The 14,532-nt window shown below is 70.7% G+C and carries 16 protein-coding genes and 2 pseudogenes; 7 read left to right on the top strand and 11 right to left on the bottom strand.

All coding sequences use genetic code 11. The annotated features are described in order from the left end of the window. Positions 1–202, bottom strand: a pseudogene (locus CCN51_RS56660) (globin domain-containing protein); the annotation flags it as partial. 333 nt (positions 203–535) lie between these two features. Continuing rightward, complete coding sequence (locus tag CCN51_RS37260; protein WP_014177925.1) at positions 536–1,168, bottom strand: HAD family hydrolase; 633 nt, start codon at positions 1,166–1,168, stop codon at positions 536–538. Positions 1,169–1,274: 106 nt separating this feature from the next. Between CCN51_RS37260 and CCN51_RS37255 the strand changes: the two genes are divergently transcribed. Next, complete coding sequence (locus tag CCN51_RS37255; protein ID WP_014177926.1) at positions 1,275–1,883, top strand: DUF2269 family protein; 609 nt, start codon at positions 1,275–1,277, stop codon at positions 1,881–1,883. A gap of 21 nt (positions 1,884–1,904) precedes the next feature. Here the strand turns inward: CCN51_RS37255 and CCN51_RS37250 are convergent, their stop codons facing one another. Then, the gene (locus CCN51_RS37250; protein ID WP_014177927.1) at positions 1,905–3,128 is read right to left on the bottom strand and encodes an MFS transporter; all 1,224 of its coding nucleotides are present in this window, start codon (positions 3,126–3,128) and stop codon (positions 1,905–1,907) included. Between the two features lie 142 nt (positions 3,129–3,270). On the opposite strand from CCN51_RS37250, the gene CCN51_RS37245 reads away from it, so the two are divergent. Both CCN51_RS37245 and CCN51_RS37240 read left to right on the top strand, forming a co-directional pair. Continuing rightward, a complete protein-coding gene (locus CCN51_RS37245; RefSeq protein ID WP_014177928.1) occupies positions 3,271–3,759 on the top strand; it encodes a MarR family winged helix-turn-helix transcriptional regulator in 489 nt (162 codons plus the stop codon). Positions 3,760–3,769: 10 nt separating this feature from the next. Further along, the gene (locus CCN51_RS37240; protein WP_014177929.1) at positions 3,770–4,222 is read left to right on the top strand and encodes a GNAT family N-acetyltransferase; all 453 of its coding nucleotides are present in this window, start codon (positions 3,770–3,772) and stop codon (positions 4,220–4,222) included. Here CCN51_RS37240 and CCN51_RS37235 read toward each other — a convergent pair. Both CCN51_RS37235 and CCN51_RS37230 read right to left on the bottom strand, forming a co-directional pair. Further along, the gene (locus CCN51_RS37235; protein WP_014177930.1) at positions 4,219–5,496 is read right to left on the bottom strand and encodes an SGNH/GDSL hydrolase family protein; all 1,278 of its coding nucleotides are present in this window, start codon (positions 5,494–5,496) and stop codon (positions 4,219–4,221) included. The two genes, CCN51_RS37240 and CCN51_RS37235, sit on opposite strands and share 4 nt — an antisense overlap. Before the next feature lie 144 nt (positions 5,497–5,640). Beyond that, positions 5,641–7,047, bottom strand: coding sequence for a serine hydrolase domain-containing protein (locus CCN51_RS37230; RefSeq protein WP_043487239.1), 1,407 nt, complete (start codon positions 7,045–7,047; stop codon positions 5,641–5,643). Between the two features lie 115 nt (positions 7,048–7,162). Between CCN51_RS37230 and CCN51_RS37225 the strand changes: the two genes are divergently transcribed. Continuing rightward, on the top strand, positions 7,163–7,627 hold the full coding sequence (locus CCN51_RS37225) for a MerR family transcriptional regulator (protein WP_055414240.1): 465 nt from the start codon (positions 7,163–7,165) through the stop codon (positions 7,625–7,627). After that, on the top strand, positions 7,624–7,962 hold the full coding sequence (gene trxA, locus CCN51_RS37220) for a thioredoxin (RefSeq protein WP_014177933.1): 339 nt from the start codon (positions 7,624–7,626) through the stop codon (positions 7,960–7,962). Before CCN51_RS37225 ends, trxA begins: the two co-directional genes overlap by 4 nt. Before the next feature lie 159 nt (positions 7,963–8,121). On the opposite strand, the gene CCN51_RS37215 is transcribed toward trxA, so the two are convergent. Then, positions 8,122–8,700 (bottom strand): helix-turn-helix domain-containing protein, encoded by a 579-nt coding sequence (locus CCN51_RS37215; RefSeq protein WP_014177934.1) that lies wholly within the window; start codon positions 8,698–8,700, stop codon positions 8,122–8,124. Positions 8,701–8,811: 111 nt separating this feature from the next. Between CCN51_RS37215 and def the strand changes: the two genes are divergently transcribed. Beyond that, complete coding sequence (gene def, locus CCN51_RS37210) at positions 8,812–9,474, top strand: peptide deformylase (RefSeq protein ID WP_043487241.1); 663 nt, start codon at positions 8,812–8,814, stop codon at positions 9,472–9,474. On the opposite strand, the gene CCN51_RS37205 is transcribed toward def, so the two are convergent. Both CCN51_RS37205 and dnaB read right to left on the bottom strand, forming a co-directional pair. Then, positions 9,449–9,991 (bottom strand): hypothetical protein, encoded by a 543-nt coding sequence (locus CCN51_RS37205; RefSeq protein ID WP_014177936.1) that lies wholly within the window; start codon positions 9,989–9,991, stop codon positions 9,449–9,451. The genes def and CCN51_RS37205 overlap by 26 nt on opposite strands. A 45-nt stretch (positions 9,992–10,036) precedes the next feature. Next, positions 10,037–11,500: a replicative DNA helicase gene (gene dnaB, locus CCN51_RS37200; RefSeq protein WP_043490853.1), complete on the bottom strand. Its 1,464-nt coding sequence runs from the start codon at positions 11,498–11,500 to the stop codon at positions 10,037–10,039. Positions 11,501–11,975: 475 nt separating this feature from the next. Here dnaB and CCN51_RS37195 point away from each other — a divergent pair, with 475 nt between their 5' ends. Further along, entirely contained in the window at positions 11,976–13,316 is a 1,341-nt protein-coding gene (locus CCN51_RS37195; RefSeq protein WP_014177938.1) for an MATE family efflux transporter, read from the top strand. A gap of 214 nt (positions 13,317–13,530) precedes the next feature. Here the strand turns inward: CCN51_RS37195 and rplI are convergent, their stop codons facing one another. The 3 genes and pseudogenes from rplI to CCN51_RS37180 all read right to left on the bottom strand — a co-directional run. Beyond that, on the bottom strand, positions 13,531–13,977 hold the full coding sequence (gene rplI / locus CCN51_RS37190) for a 50S ribosomal protein L9 (protein WP_014177939.1): 447 nt from the start codon (positions 13,975–13,977) through the stop codon (positions 13,531–13,533). 18 nt (positions 13,978–13,995) lie between these two features. Then, entirely contained in the window at positions 13,996–14,232 is a 237-nt protein-coding gene (gene rpsR / locus CCN51_RS37185; protein ID WP_003978893.1) for a 30S ribosomal protein S18, read from the bottom strand. Positions 14,233–14,336: 104 nt separating this feature from the next. Beyond that, a pseudogene (locus CCN51_RS37180) lies at positions 14,337–14,532 on the bottom strand (single-stranded DNA-binding protein); the annotation flags it as partial.

Raw genomic sequence — 14,532 nt, 5'->3', positions numbered from 1 at the left:
CGATACGGCGGTCGGCGCCCGTGCCGACCGGCCGTATCGGGCTCACCGGGCGGCTGGGCGCCCGCCGACCGTCATCCTGGTCCGTGCCCGGGGAAGCGTCCTCGTCCCGCTTCTTGCTCGGGGGGCTGAACCAACCCCAGTCGCCACTGTTTCCGCCGGTACCGTCGTTGCCGGCCGACGGCGTGGTGGTCGGAGCGTCCATGGTTGCCTCGCCTCGAACATCTTTCTGTCGGTTTTCGCACTTCCGAAGCCGGAATGTGCCCGCAATTCCCCGCTCTGTTCCACTGGTTGAGATGAGATTGGTCCGGACGGCCCGCCCCGTACTTCTCCATGGGCAGCATGCCACGCTTGTTCGCCGGACAGGACACATAGCCGGAACTCCAGGTAACGGCACCCGTGTTCCGTTAGGCTGGATTGCCCCGATGTGGCCCCGCGACACAGCCGCCGCGCAGAACCCGGATCCGACCCTACCGGGCCCGGATGAATTAACAAGCCCCAAGTCCGGCGGCTCCGTTACACATGGGAACCATCGTAATTACCGGTAGTTACCAGCCAATTCGTAGGCCTCCCGCAGATCACGGCCGGTATAGCCGCACGATGCGATTTCGCTCACATGGTGGTCGGCGTTGACCGCGATCGAGACCGGCACCACGGCGAACAGCTCCGCATCCGACATCGAGTCGCCGTAAGCGACACAGTCCTCCATGCTCAGACCGAACGTCGCACAGAGTTCATCGGCGATGCGCACCTTCGCCGCCGGAGTGAGGATGCCCTCCGGCTCCAGCGGCTCCCGAAACGGCACGGCCGGCCAGCGCGACCCGCGCGCCGCGTCCGCGCCCCATTCCAGCAGCCGCTCCACGAAGAAGCCGGGAGAGAGCGAAATCACCGCACAGCGCTCGCCACGCCCCCGGATGTCCGCCCACACCTCACGGATCCCCACCAGCCACGGCGCCCCCTCGAACGCCGCCGCCACATGCCGCTCCGTCAGCTCCCCCCACAGCGCACAGGCCCGCTGCGCGAACTGGGCGGTACTCAGCGCCCCGTCCGCGAACGCCCGCTCCAGCTCGGCTATCTCCCGCTCCACCCCGAGCTGACGGGATATCTCGACGGCGGCGGCCGAGCCGTGGATGAGCGTCCCGTCCAGATCGAACAGATGCAGTCTGGTCATGGAAGCTGAGCCTAGGGGCCCTGAGCGGCACGGCGTACGGCGGGAGTACGCGCGGATACTCCCGCCGTCAGACGCCGTACGGAGCGCCGCGGACGACCGTGGAGGAATGCAGCCGAACCTATCGCGCCCCGCCCGCAGGGCCCTCCTCGTCGTCCATGTCGTCGTCTCCGTCGGCTGGCTCGGGCTCACCCTCTGTCTGCTCGCGCTCGGCATCGCCGGGGCGGCGTCCGGATCGGCGGACACCGCCGAGGCCGCCTACCGCGCCATGAAGATCTTCGGCGACTGGCTGATCGCACCGATCAGCCTGGCGTCCCTGCTGAGCGGGGTGGCGCTGTCGCTCGGGACGCCCTGGGGGCTGGCCCGGTACCGCTGGGTGTACATCAAGTTCTGGCTGACGGTGCCCGCGGTCGGCGCGTCCATCGTCGCGCTGCGGGCCGAGATCGCGTCGGCCGCGGGCGATGCCTCGGCGGGCCGGGCCGTGCCCTCCGCCGTCGATCTCGTCATCGCGCCCTCGGTGGCGCTGGGCGTCTATCTGTTCCTCACCGCCATCTCGGTCCTCAAGCCGTGGGGGCTGACGGCGCGCGGCCGTCGGTGGCAGGCCGGACGCCGTTCCTCCGCAGCCGGGGGCGGGGACAAGGCCGGGGCCGGAGCGCGGTCCGGCCGCCGGGTGGCCGCGCGCGCCCAGGTCCGCTCCCCGGCCCGCTCGCGGGCGTGACAGGAGTAGGCGACGGGCGGGTCAGCGTACGGCTGTCGCGTCCTCCCTCGGCTCGTCGGCGGCGGCGAGCCCGCCCGCGGCGACGATCCGCCCGGTGCGTGCGGTGCGCCGTTCGAGGGTGGCCGAGAGGACGGCGGTACCGAGGGCGGCCGCGGCCATCAGGGCGCCGACCCAGTTGGGCGCGGTGTAGCCCATTCCGGCGGAGATGACGATCCCGCCGAGCCAGGCGGCCAGGGCGTTGCCCAGGTTGAAGGCGCCGATGTTGGCCGCCGAGGCGAGCGTCGGGGCGTCCGGTGCCTGGTCCATGACCCGCTTCTGGAGCGGCGCCACGGTCGCGAAGCCGAAGGCTCCGACCAGGACGAGGGTGGCGGCGGCCGCGATCTTGTTGTGGGCGGTGAAGCCGAACGCCGCGAGGACGACGGCGAGTCCGCCGAGGGTGAGGTACAGCATCCGCATCAGTGCCCGGTCGGCGTAGCGCCCGCCGATCAGGTTGCCGCCGACCAGGCCGAGGCCGAAGAGGACGAGCAGCCAGGTCACGGCGGAGCCGGGGTAGCCGGCCACGTCCACCATCATCGGCGTGATGTAGGTGATGGCGGCGAAGACCCCGCCGAAGCCGAGCACGGTCATGATCATCGCCAGCCACACCTGCGGATTGCGGAAGGCCGCGAGCTCCTGGCCGAGGCGGCCGACGGCCGGGCCGGGCCGGCTGGGTACGAGGGCGGCGATGCCGACCAGGCCGAGCACGCCGAGGCCGGCGACGGCGAGGAAGGACGCGCGCCAGCCGAAGGTCTGGCCGATCCAGGTGCCCATGGGTACGCCGATGACGTTGGCGACGGTCAGGCCGGTGAACATGGTGGCGATGGCCTGGGCCCGCTTGTGGGGGGCGACCAGGTCGGCGGCGACCACCGCGCCGATGCCGAAGAAGGCGCCGTGCGCGAAGGCGGCGAGCACCCGCCCGGCGAGCAGCAGAAGGAAGGCGGGGGCGAGCGCGGAGAGCAGATTGCCCGCGATGAACAGCCCCATCAGCATCACCAGCATCTGCTTGCGGGTGAGCCGGGTGCCGAGCAGGGTCAGCAGCGGGGCGCCGACGGCGACGCCGAGCCCGTAGCCGGTGGTCGCGTATCCGGCGGTGGGGATGGAGACATGGAACTCGTCCGCCACCTCGGGCAGCAGTCCCATGATCACGAATTCGGTGGTGCCGATACCGAAGGCGCCGATGGCGAGCGCCAGCAGGGCGAGGGGCATGTCGGGGGGTCCTCAGAACGAATAGACGATTGCATGGAACCTTTGAATGCGTTGACAATAATTCCAGACGACTTTATTTGCAAGCGCCGTCTTTTTCGCCGAGTGGACTACCCTGGGGGCACCACACCCAAGGAGGGGACCCATGCCGGATGCGCCGACCGACGCGCCGCCCCTGGAGAAGCCGCTGCTCGGCGGGCGGGCCCTGGCCCAGGGCTGGTGCGCCCTGTCCGCACTGCACGGCCGCATCGAGACCCATGTCGAGCGCGCGCTGCAGGCCCGGCACGAGCTGAGCGTCCGCGAGTTCTCGGTGCTCAACGTGCTCAGCGAGCAGCACGACGGCCCGGGCGGGCATCTCCAGATGCGCCAGCTCGCCGACGCCGTCGTCCTCAGCCAGAGCGCCACCACCCGCCTGGTCACCCGCCTGGAGGACCGCGGGCTGCTGTCCCGGTACATCTGCCCGGACGACCGCCGCGGCATCTACACCAACATCACCGCGGCGGGCCGGGAACTGCTCGACCAGGCCCGCCCCACCAACGACGCCGCGCTGCGCGACGCCCTCCAGGACGCCGCCGCACGGCCCGAGCTGGCCCCGCTGGTCACGGCCGTCGAAGGGCTGTGGGCCCCCGCGTAGGCTGCCCGCCATGAGCGACTTCGAGATCCGCCGCGCCACCGCCGACGACATACCCGCCATCGTGGCCATGCTGGCCGACGATCCGCTCGGCGCCCGGCGCGAGTCCCCGGACGACCTGGACCCCTACCAGGCGGCGTTCGAGCGGATCGACCGCGACCCGGGCCAGCGTCTGGTCGTCGCCGTACGGGACGGCCGTACCGTCGGGACCCTCCAGCTCACCGTCATCCCCGGCCTGTCCCGGCGCGGCGCCACCCGTTCGATCATCGAGAGCGTGCGCATCCACTCCGACGAGCGCGGCGGCGGGCTCGGCACCCAGCTGATCCAGTGGGCCGTCGACGAGTCGCGCCGCGCGGGCTGCGTACTGGTGCAGCTCACCTCGGACGCGACCCGTACCGACGCCCACCGCTTCTACGAGCGCCTCGGCTTCGAGGCCTCGCACGTGGGATTCAAGCTCGCGCTCTAGAGGACGCCGAGGTCGATCGCTTCGGCCATCCGCCGGTAGCCCGCGTCGTTGGGGTGCTTGTGGTCCCCGCTGTCGTACGCCGGGTCGAGCGCCTGCGGATCCGACGGCGCGGCCATGACGGCGGCGAAGTCGACCACCGCGTCGAACTCGCCGGAGGTGCGGATCCACTCGTTGATCGCGGCGCGCTTCGCCTCGGACCGCGCCGTGTGGTACTCGGCGCCCTTGAAGGGCAGGATCGTCGCGCCGACGACCCGCACCCCCCGGGCGTGGGCCCGCGCGATCAGCTCGCGGTAGCCGGCGATCACCTGCTCGGCCGAGACCTGCGGATTGGGCTTGTACGTGGGCAGATCCACCTCGCTGAACCCGATGTCGTTGAGCCCCTGCAGCAGGATCACCGACCTGACGCCCGGCTTGTCCAGCACATCGCGCCGGAACCGGGCGCCCGCCCGGTCCCCGTACCAGGGCGAGTCGTGCAGCAGCAGGTTCCCCCCGATACCGGAGTTGAGGACCGGGCGCGGGGTGCCGGCCGCCGCCAGGCGCTCCGCCAGCAGGTCGGGCCAGCGGCTGTTGGCGTCGTAGGACGAGCCGAAGCCGTCGGTGATGGAGTCGCCGAAGGCGACCACGGAACCGCGCCGTCCGGCGCTCCCGCCGGTCAGCTCCACGTCCGAGAGGTAGTACCAGGAGTGGGTGTACGCGGTGAAGGCCGCGCCCGTACGGTCGGCGCCGTGGTCGCCCTCCGCGCGGTAGCTCTTCGCATAGGCCTGGGCGTGGAACGTGGACGGACCGGTCGGCTCCGCGAAGTACAGCGTCACCGTCAGCGATTCGAACGGCGCCACACGCACCGGCGCCGCGTCGCTGGCCGTCTCGCCGCCCGCCGGGATCGTCACCGACTGCCGGTGCCCGAAGGTCAGCCTGCGCACGCTCCCGGCCTCGACCGAGGCGCCGCCCGCGGTCCGGGCGACGGTCGCGCCCGCGATGCGCAGCGGCTCGTCGCCGTACAGATTCGACAGCCTGATCCGTGCCGCGGTGCCACCGCCGGTCACCCGCACGACCTGGCGCACGGTCTGGTCGGCGAAGCCCTTGAGGGCCCAGTTCTCCTCGAAGCCCTCGCTGGGGCGCTGGACGGGCGCCGCCCACCCGGCCGACCAAGTGGTCCCGGGTCGGGCGCTCCCGGGCCGGTCACTCGCGGTTCGGGCGGTGGCCGGGCCTGAGGCGGCCATGACCGCGGTCAGGGCGAGCAGGGACGCACCGACGCGCAGCGCTGAAGAGCGCATGGCGGATCTCCTTCGGACGTGGCGGACGCGGGGCCGCCGGACGTGTGGACGGAGATCAGCCTGCGGCGGTGCGCGGAGCCCACCCAGCCCCCGCCGGTGCGTACCACCGCCAGGGTCAGGCACAGATCGGAGCCGGGGCGCGCCTCACGCCCCCGGGCGCCACCCCTGCGGGTCCACCCCGCCCGGCACCGCGCCATCGGCCTCGTACGGCTCCCGGGTGAAGACGAAGGTGCCCAGATCGAGGTGGACGTTGTCCGCCCCGCCGTACGGACCGCCGCCCGCGCCCCGCACCACGCGCAGCGTCTCCCCCGCGTAGTAGCCGTCGAGCCCGGTCCAGGTGCCGTCCGGCTCCGCCCGGAACCGCGAGCCGCGGCCCCTCCCGTTCAGCGGGCGCAGCTCGAGCCCCCGCTCGGGGCGCAGCTGCAGCAGGAAGGGGGTGGGGCCCCAGTACCAGGGCCCGGTCAGGGCCACCAGCTCCAAATCGGCCTCGGGCAGCGGGCGCCAGGGCGCGGGCATGAGCGGCTCGTGCTCGGCCGCGATCCGTACGAGGTCGGCGGCGACGGCGCCGACCGTGGGCCCGGAGGTGGCGTTGGCCAGCGCGATCCCGGCCAGCCCGTCCTCCGGGCTCGCCCACAGGGCGGCCAGGAAGCCGGGCATGGAGCCGGTGTGGCCGATGAGGAGGCGGTTGTCGCGACGGGTCAGCTGGATACCGAGGCCGTAGCCGGCGTCCCAGTCGTCGCTCTCGGGGGCGGCCGCCGGGGCCCGCATCTCGGCCAGCGTCCGGGGGTCCAGCACCCGTTCGTCCCCGTCCATCAGGAAGGCGGCGTACCGGGCCAGGTCGGTGGCCGTCGACCACAGCTGCCCGGCCGGGGCCATCCGGCCGGTGTCCACGGCGGGTTCGGGCAGCAGCACATCCGCCCAGGGGTGCACCGCCCAGCCCTCGGCGTGCGGGGGCTGGGGCAGCGCCGAGGTGCGCGCCATCCCCAGCGGCTCCAGCACCTCACGCCGCAGCACCTCGTCCCAGGGCGCGCCGCGCAGCCGCTCGACGAGCGCGCCCAGCAGCGCGAAGCCGGGGTTGGAGTAGTGGTGGCGGCGGCCGGCGGGGTGGCGCAGCGGGCGCTCCCCGAAGATGTCGGCCGTCTCGGGGCGCAGTTCGCCCGACGTACGCTCCCACCAGGGGCCGCGGGCCTCCGCCGCCAGGCCCGAGGTGTGGGAGAGCAGCTGGGCGATGGTCGCGTCCCCGGCCTCCGGTACGTCCAGGTGGCGGGAGAGCGGGTCGCCGAGATACAGCAGCCCCTCGTCGCGCAGCCGCATCACCAGCACCGCCACAAAGGTCTTGGTGAGCGATCCGATGCGGTACTGGGTGTTGGCATCGGGCGCCCCACGGCCCAGTTCACCGCGCGTCCCCACCCACCACAGCCGCCCGTCCCGCACCACCGCACCCACGAGGGACGGCGCGCGGCCCTCGGTCTGGGCGACGGCGATCCGGCGGAACAGGGCGCGGCGCGTGGCGGGCAGCGGCTGTGCGGTCTCATCCATGGGCGCGGTCATGCCCGCACCCTATGTGCCGCGCCATATCCCGCGGCCCATGTCCGACCGGTCGGTTCCATGGGCCAGTTGACCGGCCCTGGCATTGACGTCGGCGTCAAGGTCTACCGTCGTGGCCATGCGGATCGGAGAGCTGGCCGAACGGGCGGGTACGACCACCCGCACGCTGCGCTACTACGAGACGCTCGGGCTGCTGCCCGCGCGCCGCGCGGGCAATGGATACCGGGCGTACGACGAGGACGACCTGCGGCTGCTGCGGCAGATACAGACGCTGCGGGACTTCGGCTTCGGCCTGGAGGAGACCCGGCCGTTCGTGGAGTGTCTGCGCGCCGGTCACCCCGCGGGCGACTCCTGCCCGGCCTCGCTCGCGGTGTACCGCCGCAAGCTGGCCGAGCTGGACGAGTGCATCGCGCATCTGAACGGCGTACGGCAGCAGGTCGGGGCGCAGCTCGCCGAGGCGGAGCGGGCGATGGCCGCGCTGGAGGCCACGGCGACGGCACCGGGGGGACCCGGGCCGCGCTGCGAGCTGGGCCCGCATGACCCGCATGACGGAGACGAAGCGACAGGGAGGAGAGCAGGATGACGTCGACTCGGACCACGGGAGTGGTCACGGTCACGGACGAGACCTTCCAGCGGGAAGTGCTGGAGTCGGGGCTTCCGGTGCTGGTGGAGTTCACGGCCTCGTGGTGCCCGCCGTGCCGGATGATCGCGCCGGTGCTGGCGGAGGTGTCGCGGGAGGAGGCGCACCGGCTCAAGGTGGTCGAGCTGGACGTGGACGCCAATCCGGGCACCACGGCGGCGTACGGTGTGCTGTCCATGCCGACGCTGATGGTGTTCCGGGACGGTGAGCCGGTGCGGTCGATGGTGGGCGCCCGTCCCAAGCGGCGGCTGCTGGAGGAACTGGCCGACGTGATGTAGCCGCTTCGGGTCACCGGCCCTGAGTGTGGGATCTCGCGATCCGTGGCATGGGGTGCTCTCGTGACCTGCGGGTTCTTTGGCTGTCTCACGTCGTGTCGCCTGCCTGCCGTCTCAGCCTCATGTCATTCCTCAAGCGGGTGCCAACGGCCGGGCAGCTCATCACTCCTGGTCCGCTCCGTCCGCTGGGTGGGGAAGCAGGGGGAACAGCCGGGTAATGAGGGCCACTGGTCGAGCGCCGTCGGGCCGGGCCAGGGGGCGTTGTTCGCGGTCCTGGTAGGGCGCGAGCGCCCGTCGGATCACGTTCGCGACCCGGCTCATCTCTTCGGGTGTCAGGTAGGCAACGGCGCTGAAGGCTTCGGCGTGGTGCCATTCGGACGGCGCTTCATCTCGCTGGGTCAGCCATCGCTGCCAGCTCTCGTCCTCCAGCCCGCGAGCCAAGTCGCCGAACTGCTCCTCCGTAGGACCGTCGGCAGCGGGGGTGCGCTGCCTCAGACGCCAGGGACGTGCGCGGCCTCCGCTGTGGGGAGACTCTTCGATGTATCCGTGACGTGCGAGCTGCCGTAGGTGAAATGAGCAGAGGCCGGAGCTGTAGCCCAGCTGGGAGGCGGCTTCGGTCGCCGTGACGGTGCCGACTTCGGCGAGCAGGTCCAGCAAGGCTGTGCGGACTTCGTGCTCGCGCAATTCTTCGCCGGTGCCGGCTGCCTGGTCGTCCGGGGTGTTGACGTCGTCTTCAGTCACTTTGCAAAGTCTGCTACTTTGCAAAGGCTCTGGCAAGCGGTAGTCCTTGCTGAAGGCATCAGCTGCGGTGACCTCGGCGGCATCTGTGGCGTGCGTAAGAGGGAGACAGCCATGTCTGTTCGTCGCGAGCGGTCCCGTTCCGTTGATCGGCAAGTCCGTGTGCAAGGCCGCCCCGTGGACACCTGTCCAGCTCTCCCACCGGAGGCGGGACGGGGTTCGGTTCGCCGGGTCACGGTGGTGGGTGAGGAGGTGCTGAGCCGTCCGTGCCGGGAGGTGACCGAGTTCGGGACTCCGGAGTTGTCGGCGTTGATCGACGACATGTTCCTGACCATGTATGTGGCCGACGGTGCTGGCCTGGCCGCCAACCAGGTTGGCGTTGACCTGCGGCTGTTCGTGTATGACTGCCCGGACGACTATGGGATCCGGCATGTCGGTCACATCATCAACCCGGTTCTGGACCTGCCCGGTCCGGGGAGTCGGCGACTCGTTGATGACTTCGAGGGCTGTCTGTCCGTGCCCGGTGCCGCCATGGCGGTTCCCCGCACCGATCGTGCTGTCGCCCGTGGGTTCGACAAGGACGGCGACCCTCTCGTCATCGAGGGGTTGGGGTACTTCGCCCGGTGTCTGCAGCATGAGACCGATCACGTCGTCGGCCACACGTATCTCGACCGCCTGTCGAAACGGGACCGCAAGGCTGCGCTGCGGCAGATGGAAGACCGCCGTGAGGACGTCTTCGCCCAACGCGCGGTCAAGGCCGCCCGCCTGGGCCAATGAGACGCTTGGCGGCAGCGGCCACTTTTCTGCCGAAGGGAGTGGGTCGCATACTCAGCCGGAACAGCGGGCGCCGGTTCTCCAGCTCTGCCGGCAGCCGGAAGGCCGTCGCCCGACTCGGCTGGGGCACCACATCCGGGCCGCACCGAGCGATCACTCGGGCCCTCGTCCGCTCGATCACCATCGTGCGTGACGGCTTCGACTCCCCGGTGTGCTCGACCATCACGTCCAGCGCGGTCTCGACCCACCGGTCATCGGCTCTATCCTGCGAACCCCTGGCCTCTCCTTCGCGCGCGAGTTCCGGGCTGCCGGACCGATACCCCGTCAGGACCTCGTGGACATGCTCGGCGCGGTCGAGCATCTTCCGCCGCTCGGCTTCGCGCAGTTGTCCCAACACCACCGAGGCGATCTCCTCGACATCGTCGGCCGCCGGGCCGGAATGGTCGCGGACTGTCGCGGACCAGTAGGTGCCGGAGTAATGCCGCTGGCCCCTGGACCGGGCGATTGCCCGTAACGCCACGGTGTCAGCACAGGACACGGAATTTGAGACCCTACAAGCACTCTGTCAGGTCTGGGCCATGTCCACGAAGCGCGAGTAGTGCCCCTGAAAGGCGACCGTGATCGTGGCCGTCGGGCCATTACGGTGCTTGGCCACGATCAGGTCCGCCTCGCCCGCGCGCGGCGACTCCTTCTCGTACGCGTCCTCCCGGTGCAGCAGGATGACCATGTCGGCGTCCTGCTCGATGGAACCACTTTCACGCAGGTCCGAGACCATGGGCTTCTTGTCCGTGCGCTGCTCGGGTCCACGGTTGAGCTGCGAGAGCGCGATGACCGGGACTTCCAGCTCCTTGGCCAGCAGCTTGAGGTTTCGCGACATGTCCGAGACCTCCTGCTGGCGGCTCTCGGGGCGCCGCGCGCCGCCGGACTGCATCAGCTGGAGATAGTCGATGACCACCAGCTGCAGATCGTTGCGCTGCTTGAGGCGGCGGCATTTGGCGCGGATCTCCATCATCGACAGGTTCGGGGAGTCGTCGATGTAGAGGGGGGCGGCGGACACATCGGGCATGCGGCGGGCGAGCCGCGTCCAGTCCTCGTCCGTCATGCTTCCGGACCGCATATGGTGCAGCGCCACCCGCGCCTCGGCGGACAGCAGACGCATGGCGATCTCATTGCGCCCCATCTCCAGGGAGAAGATGACGCTGGGCATGTTGTTCTTGATGGAACAGGCGCGCGAGAAGTCCAGGGCGAGGGTGGACTTGCCCATCGCGGGGCGGGCGGCGATGACGATCATCTGGCCGGGGTGCAGCCCGTTCGTCAGCGCGTCCAGGTCGGTGAAGCCGGTGGGCACGCCGGACATCTGGCCGCTGCGGGAGCCGATGGCCTCGATCTCGTCGAGCGCGCCCTCCATGATGTCGCCGAGCGGCAGATAGTCCTCGCTGGTGCGCTGCTCGGTGACGGCGTAGATCTCCGCCTGGGCGTTGTTGACGATCTCATCCACATCGCCGTCCGCCGCGTATCCCATCTGGGTGATGCGGGTGCCGGCCTCGACCAGGCGGCGCAGCACCGCGCGCTCATGGACGATCTCGGCGTAGTACTCGGCGTTGGCGGCGGTGGGGACCGACTGGACGAGGGTGTGGAGATACGAGGCGCCGCCGACGCGGGCGATCTCGCCGCGCTTGGTGAGCTCGGCGGCGACCGTGATCGGGTCGGCCGGCTCGCCCTTGGCGTAGAGGTCGAGAATGGCCTGGTAGACCGTCTCGTGGGCGGGGCGGTAGAAGTCGTTGCCCTTGAGAACCTCGACGACGTCGGCGATGGCGTCCTTGGACAGCAGCATGCCGCCCAGGACCGACTGCTCGGCGTCCAGGTCCTGCGGCGGAACGCGCTCGAAGCCCGCCCCCTCCCAGGCACCCGACTCCCGGCCGCGCTCATGCTGTTCATCACGGCCGCGGCCGCCTTCGCCGCGACGGAACCGGGGGGAAGGGAACCGGTCGACCGGGCCGGAGTCCGCGTCCGCCCAGGGGTCGTCCATGGGCTCGGGCATGCTCACCCCGCCACCTCCTCCCGTCCGCGGTGCGGACCTCGCCGCGCATCTCTTTCTTACGCCACGGCTATGACAAACAGGGCGCCCAACTTCCGGTTCCGGCGCAGCGGGTTCGGTGGAATCCAGGCCGGAACAGGCAGCGGGCGCCGGACCACGGTAGGCCCCTCTCCCCCTTCAGCCAACTTGGTTATCCACAGGGTGTGTGGATGACGGGGGCCATCCTGTGGAGAAGTCCCGCGATCCTGTGCACGGGGCGGGGGACAGTGCTGTGGACAAACACACAATCACCCCAGACTTACGGCTCTGACCTGGGATTTCTTCATTCAGGGGCTGTGCAGGAGAAAAACTTCGGCACCTGGATCAAGATCACGACAAACGGCGCAGAGGAGATCGTCCCGTAGCCTCGCATGTAAGGGATGAGACCGGGTTGTGTCTCTTACCTGTGGAAGATTAGATTGCCCTCATGACTCTGGCCCCCGCGACCGAGCGGAAGACCGCCCGGCGACACGATCGCGAGATCGTCGCGCTCGCCCTCCCCGCCTTCGGCGCACTGGTGGCGGAACCCCTCTTCGTCATGGTCGACAGCGCCGTCGTCGGCCACCTCGGCACCCCGCAACTCGCCGGGCTCGGCGTCGCCGCCGCCCTTCTCACCACCGCCGTCAACATCTTTGTCTTTCTCGCCTATGCCACCACGGCGGCCGTGGCCCGCCGCGTCGGCGCCGGCGATCTGGCCGGAGCGCTCCGCCAGGGGCTTGACGGCATCTGGCTCGCCCTCCTTCTCGGTGGCGCCGTCATCGCCGTCACCCTGCCCACCGCCCCGGAGCTCGTCGGCCTCTTCGGCGCCTCGGGCACCGCGACCCCCCATGCCGTCACCTATCTGCGCATCAGCTCGCTCGGTATCCCCGCGATGCTGGTCGTCCTCGCCGCCACGGGTGTGCTCCGCGGTCTCCAGGACACCCGGACCCCGCTGTACGTCGCCATCGGCGGTTTCATGGCCAACGCCGCCCTGAACGCCGCCCTCGTCTACGGCGCCGGACTCGGCATCGCGGGCTCCGCATGGGGCACCGTGATCGCCCAGTGCGCCATGGCCGCCGTCTACCTCACCGTGGTCGTACGGGGCGCCAGGCGCAACGGCGCCACGCTGCGCCCGGACCTGGCCGGGATTCGGGCCTGCGCCCATGCGGGGGTGCCGCTGCTGGTCCGTACCCTGGCCCTGCGCGCCGTCATGGTGATCGTGACCGCGATGGCGGCCCGCCTCGGCGACGACGAGGTCGCCGCCCATCAGGTCGTCCTGTCCCTGTGGAACCTGCTGGCGTTCGCCCTGGACGCCATCGCGATCGCCGGCCAGGCGATCATCGGGCGCTATCTGGGGGCGGGCGACGCCGAGGGCGCGCGCGCCGCCTGTCGCCGGATGGTCCAGTGGGGCGTGGCCTCCGGGGTGGTGCTCGGGCTGCTGGTCATCGCGGCCCGCCCGCTGTTCATCCCCCTGTTCACCTCGGACCCTGCGGTACGGGACACCCTGCTGCCCGCCCTGTTGGTGACGGCCGTCATCCAGCCGGTGTCCGGGGTCGTCTTCGTCCTGGACGGGGTGCTGATGGGTGCGGGGGACGGCGCCTATCTGGCCGGGGCGATGATCGTCACCCTGGCCGTCTTCGCCCCGGTCGCGCTGCTGGTGCCCTCGCTCGGCGGTGGTCTCACGGCCCTGTGGTGGACCATGGCGCTGATGATGACGGTCCGGCTGGTCACCCTGTGGCTGCGCACCCGCTCGGGCCGCTGGATCGTCACCGGCGCGGTGCGCGGCTAGGCCGCGGAGCGCAGAGGTCGGGCAGACGACTGAGGGCCGCGACCCCGGCGTGGGTCGCAGCCCTCAGTCATGCTGTACAGCGGGCCCCCCGGCTACCGCCGGCGGGGCACCTCCCCAGCAGCGGGGAGGCGGCACCTTCCCGGTAGCCGGGAGAGGCACCTCCCAGCGGTAGCTGGGAGGGGGCACCTCCCAGCGGTAGCTGGGGGAGTATCCGTCAGGCGGCGACGACCTCGACGCCCACCTTGGCGGCAACCTCGGCGTGCAGACGCACCGACACCTGGTGAGCGCCCAGGGTCTTGATCGGGGCGGCCACCTCGATCCGGCGCTTGTCCACCTGGGGGCCACCCGCGTCCTTGATCGCCGAAGCGATGTCGGCCGGGGTGACGGAGCCGAACAGACGGCCGGCGTCACCGGCACGGGTCTTCAGGCGCACCTTGACGCCCTCGAGCTGCGACTTGACCTCGTTGGCCTGCTCAATCGTGGCGATCTCGCGGATGCGACGACCGCGGCGGATCTGCTCGACGTCCTTCTCGCCGCCCTTGGTCCAGCGGATCGCCAGACCACGGGGGACCAGGTAGTTACGGGCGTAACCGTCCTTGACGTCCACGACGTCGCCGACGGTGCCGAGGCCGGAGACCTCGTGGGTGAGGATGATCTTCATGAATCGGTCACCCTTCCCTTATCGCGCGGTGGAGGTGTAGGGCAGCAGCGCCATCTCACGGCTGTTCTTCACGGCCGTGGCGACGTCACGCTGGTGCTGAGTGCAGTTGCCGGTGACCCGGCGGGCACGGATCTTGCCGCGGTCGGAAATGAACTTCCGCAGCAGGTTCGTGTCCTTGTAGTCGACGTAGGAGATCTTCTCCTTGCAGAACACGCAAACCTTCTTCTTAGGCTTGCGAGCAGGCGGCTTCGCCATTGTCTCTCTCCAGTGTGATCAAGAAGTTTGTGCTGGTCGCCCTGACCAGACCGGGCACCGTTTCACGTGAAACAGCGGTTTCACGTGAAACAGCGCATACGGGCCTAGAAGGGCGGCTCGTCCGAGTAGCCGCCGCCGGAGTTGCCGGAGCCGCCGCCCCAGCCACCACCGCCGCCGCCCTGCTGGCCGCCGGCCGGGGCGCTGGTCGCCCAGGGGTCGTCGGCCGGAGCGCCGCCGCCCTGCTGGCCGCCGCCGGGGCCGCCGCCCCAGCCACCGCCGCCACCGCCGCCGCCCTGCTGG

The organism is Streptomyces milbemycinicus (genome assembly GCF_002154605.1).
In the GTDB taxonomy this organism is placed as follows: Bacteria; Actinomycetota; Actinomycetes; order Streptomycetales; family Streptomycetaceae; genus Streptomyces; species Streptomyces milbemycinicus.
This window is presented reverse-complemented; position numbering and strand designations above follow the sequence as displayed.